The organism is Bradyrhizobium sp. 61, from assembly GCF_023073075.1.
Classification (GTDB): domain Bacteria; phylum Pseudomonadota; class Alphaproteobacteria; order Rhizobiales; family Xanthobacteraceae; genus Bradyrhizobium; species Bradyrhizobium barranii.
This window is the reverse complement of the sequence record NZ_JADPIU010000009.1, coordinates 1-5701: the sequence shown is the minus strand read 5'-3', so window position 1 is coordinate 5701 and position 5701 is coordinate 1. Positions and strand designations below refer to the sequence as shown.

5 protein-coding genes are annotated in these 5701 nt (G+C 59.4%); 3 read left to right on the top strand and 2 right to left on the bottom strand.

From position 1 onward, the window contains the following. Positions 1-870: 870 nt before the first annotated feature. Together IVB46_RS04015 and IVB46_RS04010 are read right to left on the bottom strand one after the other, a co-directional pair. Positions 871-1188, bottom strand: coding sequence for a hypothetical protein (locus IVB46_RS04015; protein WP_208087817.1), 318 nt, complete (start codon positions 1186-1188; stop codon positions 871-873). Positions 1189-1473: 285 nt separating this feature from the next. Continuing rightward, positions 1474-2256: an outer membrane beta-barrel protein gene (locus IVB46_RS04010; RefSeq protein ID WP_038958616.1), complete on the bottom strand. Its 783-nt coding sequence runs from the start codon at positions 2254-2256 to the stop codon at positions 1474-1476. Positions 2257-2367: 111 nt separating this feature from the next. Here IVB46_RS04010 and IVB46_RS04005 point away from each other — a divergent pair, with 111 nt between their 5' ends. The 3 genes from IVB46_RS04005 to IVB46_RS03995 all read left to right on the top strand — a co-directional run bounded on the left by IVB46_RS04005 (position 2368) and on the right by IVB46_RS03995 (position 5535). Then, complete coding sequence (locus IVB46_RS04005; protein WP_166099952.1) at positions 2368-2970, top strand: transcriptional regulator; 603 nt, start codon at positions 2368-2370, stop codon at positions 2968-2970. 896 nt (positions 2971-3866) lie between these two features. Then, on the top strand, positions 3867-5300 hold the full coding sequence (locus IVB46_RS04000; RefSeq protein ID WP_166099955.1) for a hypothetical protein: 1434 nt from the start codon (positions 3867-3869) through the stop codon (positions 5298-5300). Positions 5301-5379: 79 nt separating this feature from the next. After that, entirely contained in the window at positions 5380-5535 is a 156-nt protein-coding gene (locus IVB46_RS03995; protein WP_166099961.1) for a hypothetical protein, read from the top strand. Positions 5536-5701: the final 166 nt, after the last annotated feature.

Here is a 5701-nt window from a genome sequence, read left to right as displayed (position 1 = left end):
CAACCTCGTCAAGCTCGGCAACCTCGCCAGTACCGCATGAGCGGGCTATCGTAATGAAATCTAACCAGCCAAAACGATAACTGGACGGGCTCCTAGGGCTGCGATTCCAATTTGGTCGGTCGGACGAGATCTACAGCGCTGGTCCATCCAAGCAATTATCGCTGTAAAGTCACCGCCTCCGACAATTTCTCTATCGCCGCTAACATTCAGACCACTGATGAAGCCTACAGCCCAGGATTCGAAGGCGCCCTTTACTACCGCATTCTTGGTTCTGTTCGTCCACGTCGAGCACGACTGCGAACCTGCGCCGACGATGGTCGCCCCGGCGCGGAGGGGATTGGTTGGCAGTAGTAGCAAGGCGACGACCGCCAATACCCTCATCATCAGAACCGGTAAGCTGGATGTAGAAGACCAGCCTACCGATCTAGGTCGCTCTTGTCAGCCGCAGTAAGACCGTGACAGCGTGCAGTGGGTCAACCACCGAGAGCAAGCAAAACCGGCTAGAGGCTTGCAAGGAGCCAGAGTATTCCTAGCGAGGATTTGCGTCCTTCGCGGCCGGCCGACTTGGTGGGGGCTCATTAAGATCACGAGCCCAAGGGGCAGCCGAGTGGGCCGCCGGCTTAGACGTGGCCTGACCAGTGCTCAGACAACCCGAGGTAAGCGATCCGAGAACGACCACACACGCCGCTGATATCATCGCCTGAAAACTCACGCTCGACGCCCAATCAAAAATCGCGCCGACCTTGTGAGCCGGCTGGAATTTGGACTGCAGATTGCGCCGGGTGACCGGCCGCCGACCGTTATAGCATGAAGATCCACCAGCGGGAACCCGAGCTGCGAAAGCACCACGGAGCGACCCGCCACACCTCCTCAACCCCTGTCCCGACAAAAACGATGCGCGAGCGCGATCGATAGTCGGCCGTGGCCGCGGCTTCGCGCAAGCTTCTCAGCCGCAGCCTCGTTGCCGCCGACCTCGGCCAGCAGGGCACGTGCGGCGGCACAGAACATCGGCAGATCCGCGCGCCGGAAGCCCGCGCCCATGGCGACGTAACGCGCGCCACCGAAACCGGCGTAGGGATCGGGATCGGCGGCATGCGCCGGCGCGGCCGACAAAGCGACCCCGGCGGCGGCCACCAGCGCGATCCGCCCGCGCGAAATGCTCTGGAACCTGCGAATAGCCCGCGGCACGTAGCTTGGCCTCAATCTCCCCCTGCGTCAGAGCGAACGCGGGAGAAAAAGCGCATATCGTTACAACAATGGCAATGATTGATCGCATCGTTCGCCTCCTTGCTCCGCCGAGGATGCGATGCCTCCTATGTGCGACGCCAATCGTTGTGCCTGAAGCAGATGAATATGAGTCAGAAATTCTTGGAGGCCGCATCGTCTTCGCACGCCTCGGCGCGCCTAGCGTTCAGGACAAACGAAAAAGCCCCGGACGATGCCGGGGCTTTGACGTTTGGCCGTGAGACCAGATCAGTACTTCGCGACGACCGGACCGGTCCAGTTGAAGCGGTAGACCAGCGAGGTCGAGATCGTCTGGTTCCAGCTGTTGGCGCGGATGCTGTTGCCGACCGGAACGTTGCCGGCGTCGAACAGCTCGTCCTGGGTCTTGGCGTTGTAGAAGGCCGAACGATATTCGGTCTTCATGAACCAGCCGGGCGAGCTGATGCCGAAGAAGTTCAGGCTATTCTCGACGCCGCCACCGATGAACCAACCGTTGCGGTTGTAGCTGTTGAGGTGGGCACCGACGGGAACGCCGGCGAGGTCCGTGAAGTTGGTCTGGCCGAAGTGGGCGCCCGAGTAACCGCCGTTGACGTAGGTGAGAACGTTCGGGGCGGCCAGCCAGCCGAGGCGCACACCAGCGGCCCACGACGTCTCGAGCTTCTGGGAGCCCGTGATCTGATTGAGCGGATCCTGGATGGTGGCGCGGATGCTGCCGAACTGACCGTCAGCGAACACGCCAGCGACCCAGGTGCCGCTGAACTGCCAGTCGTAACCGGCGCCCACGGTGCCGAACCAGCCCGAGCCGCCCTGGCGCTGGGTGATCGTCAGCGGCGTACCGGAAACCGTATCCACAACGCTCTGGTCAGCATTAGAGAGGCCGCCACCGCCACCGCCGAAAATGTAGAAGCCGGTCCAGTTGGCGACCGGCGCCGGCATCGGAGCCTTCACGTAGGGACGGGCAGCCAGGTCAGCGGCCGAGGCCGAACCGGTCATCGCCACAACCGCGGCGAGAGCGAGCAAAGTCTTTTTCATTGTCGAAAATTCCCCAAGTGGAAGCGTCGTCGATGTCTGCGAGGTAATCTAGACGTATCGGCCGATAATGCTGTAGCTGGAAGGCCACAGTGACGGACAAACGCTCTGGAAATGCTGGCTGGCAACGAAGAAAACTTAGCCGATTTATTCCGCGACAATCCAGCGGCTATCGCCACTTATCTATCTGATAACTTTGAAGAAAATGATATACTAAAGGCTAAGACGGCGCTCAGCCTCGTCACGCGAGCTCATAACGTACAGCTCCTGGCACGGGACGCGGGCCTGCGACGCGACACCCTCTACAGGACGTTTGGCGGTCGAATCGACCCGAAGCTCGGCCGGGTTCTTAGGCTGCTCGAAGCGCTGAACGTAAAGGCCCGAATTACGCCTGCGTCCGGGATCGCCAGCCCGAGCGCGATCGCTACACGAATCAGTCAAGCCTTCGCTTTCGACGATCCGACTGACACCATCCGGGAGCTGAGCACCGTCGTCAAATCGCAGAACGTCACCTCGCTCGCGCGCGAACTCGGCATTATGCGGACGACGGTCTACAAGACGTTCGGAGGAACCGTGGATCCGCAGCTAAGCCGGGTCCTAAGTCTCTTTGAGACTTTCCGGGTCAGGCTGGAGGTCGTGCCGTCGACTGAGTCCAAGGTCAGACCACCCCGTCCGAAGCTTGGTCGACCGCGAAAGACCCTGGTCGAGCGGCCTTAGCATTTCTCAAGTTGGGCCCGTTCCCAGCACCTATCTGCGACCGGGCTGGTGGACTCGTAGGGGAAATTATTTCAAGCCAGAAAACGGCAAAGAAAACCCGCGGACCTCGCATGATGTGCAGGACCGCGTACCACGTCCCGCGACCAGGCGGCGGCGGCGAGTACCTCACGGTAGTGATCCGCGAGCTTAGCAATGCCGAGCCAGTCTGGGCGGCACCCTTCGACACCTCGCCAGCCTCGAAAGCGAAGCCCCTGAGATCGACTTCGCTCAGCCACCTCAGCTTATTGTCAATGCTCGTGACCGGGCCCTAAATTTCCCGCACCGCTTCCTTCGCCTCGTAGGTCACCCTTGGGGGTTTAGGCGCAGCCCCTTTCGCCCGCTCGACGCGAGGCTCATCAGCACGCTTGCGCCAGAGATCGTCCGCAATAGCGTCCAGATCTTCTTTAGTCGGAGTCCACCGGTTCTCACGTTCTCACTTATCTCGGTTACGGCTCGCCGCACGCCCTCGTACCAAGGCGCGTGCGTTGCTGTTCGGCGCCGCTTGTCGCATGGGTCTGGAAGGCTTGGTGTCGAAACGGCGCGACTGGCGCTATGGCTCCGGCCGGTCGAAAGACTGGATCAAGGTGAAGAACCGTGCACACCAGCGATGTCTCGAGAGTTTCGATGACTGATAGCGAGTTCGTCCGCATTATCCGCACTCGATCGTCGCCGACTGCGACACTTCGAGGCGCGATTCAGCGACGGCACCGAAGCAGGTTCAGGATCTAACTCGAGCTGAGCGCGACAAGATCTGATGTCCTGGTTCCGCGCATTCGACGGCCCTATCCCGGCATGAAGAACACCTTCCAGCTATTCACGAATTTACGCGGATAAGGCGGCTGTGCTATTCAACTTTCATGAATAAAGTTCCCGAAGCGCTCGCTCCAGACGGCGAGCCGTTCGTCGTTGAGGGCTACTATGACGGCGTGCCCTACAGGTTCGTTGACGGTACGGCGATCGACGCGGTCGTGCGCGGAGAGGTCGTTAGGTTCGAGTCCTTTGAAGAGTTCGTGCAGCCCTCGGCTAAACCGGGCGCCAGATATCGGGGCAGCCTCGTCTTTGCAGCTCAAATATGTGTCTGTTGGGTCTCGGCTTTCTTCGTTCGAATCTATTATTCCTACATCCTCGATGTGCACCCCCCGGCGTTCGGTCAGGCCGCTAACCTGATCCAGATCTTGCCCTTTGTTTGTCTGGGCTTCGTGTTCCTGTTCGCCCGAATCAGTTTCGGGTATTTCGCTTGCTATTATTTTTTCAGTGTTCTTTTGACCTATGTGACGCTCACGGAGGCAACTTCAAGCTGGGAGATGCTGGCCGCTGCCGCAGCGTTATTTCTGCCGGCGATGTTCCTGCCGCTACGCCGGCCTCCGGTCCCTGAGCTTTCAGTTGGTTTGCTGCGAAAGCTGTTGATTGGCGCTCTCGCGCTTAGCGCAGTGGTTCTTATCGCGGCAGCGCAATATCATTTCAAATTCGTCAGTTATGAGAACATCTACTTGCACCGGTCGGGGATCGTGCTGCCGACGCCACTCGCGTATCTCATGGGCATCGTGACTGGCGCTCTGCTCCCGTTTACCTTCGCGTGCTTCGCGTTCTCAAGGCGGTGGTTAGGAGCCGGCGCCGCTCTTGCGCTCCTTTTCCTAGGCTATCCAATAATGCTCACAAAGATGAATCTTCTCGCCCCGGCCTGGATGTTGTTCCTGTTGCTGCTGTCTATGTGGAACGGGCCGCGCGCAACCGTGATGCTCTCGCTGCTCATCCCAATGGTGGTTGGGCTGCTGTCGATTTCCCTAGTCCTGGTCCCCGGGCTACCCGATGACTATCTCCCTATCTTTGGGCTCTTCAATTTCAGGCTGATCGCGGTTCCGGCTATTTCCATAGACCTCTACGACCGCTTCTTTGCTACCCATCCTCTTACGTATTTTTGCCAGATATCATTTTTGAAGCCCCTCCTTCATTGCCCCTACAGCGAGCAACTGGGCGTCGTGTTGGAGCGCGAATATCGGTTTGGTACACTAAACGCCTCTCTGTTTGCCACGGAGGGGATCGCGTCGGTGGGGCCGCGGTTAGCGCCGCTCAGCGTCTTCGGTTGTGGCTTGGTACTCGCCTTCGGCAATGCCTGCTCATCTCGACTCCCCGCTCGCTTCGTAATCGTCTCTGGTGGGATGGCTGTGTTAGCGCTGCTCAACGTTCCCCTGTCTACCGCACTACTGACGAGCGGACTTGGAACTCTCTTCTTGCTCTGGCTGGTGATGCCGCGAGCCTATTTCGATCGGCCTGCCTCGGGGCCATGTTGATAAGCTAGCGCCCTACCCATCCGGCATAACGCGCGTGTGGAAGCGCCCAAATGGTTCACACACGCCACGCGAAGCCGCCATGCAGGTGCTGATCCTGGTGGCGGAAGGTGGTGGCCCGACGATGTTTGCCCGCATCGGAGTCATGCGAGCGTTGAACCGCCACTATGTCCCGGAGCTCAACCCGAAGGGCAAAGAGCCCCATTGGGGCCGTCGCAAGCTGAAGAGGGATCAATGATTGTGAGGTCTGCCGGTATATGAGCCGGCAGACCTAATAGTTCGCTTCGAATCATTGGCAGCTGCAACGTATCCCTCCATTGAAGGCCGCCTTGTTTGACGAACGTTATAGCTGCAGGTCCTAGGGGTAATCCTAGGAGAAGTGGTATGACGATTTCGAGGACGGA

Excerpts from the sequence above, each read along its gene's own strand:
- IVB46_RS03995 (WP_166099961.1), top strand. The coding sequence starts at position 5,380 with ATGCAGGTGCTGATCCTGGTGGCGGAAGGTGGTGGCCCGACGATGTTT.
- IVB46_RS04000 (WP_166099955.1), top strand. The coding sequence starts at position 3,867 with ATGAATAAAGTTCCCGAAGCGCTCGCTCCAGACGGCGAGCCGTTCGTC.
- IVB46_RS04005 (WP_166099952.1), top strand. The coding sequence starts at position 2,368 with ATGCTGGCTGGCAACGAAGAAAACTTAGCCGATTTATTCCGCGACAAT.
- IVB46_RS04010 (WP_038958616.1), bottom strand. The coding sequence starts at position 2,256 with ATGAAAAAGACTTTGCTCGCTCTCGCCGCGGTTGTGGCGATGACCGGT.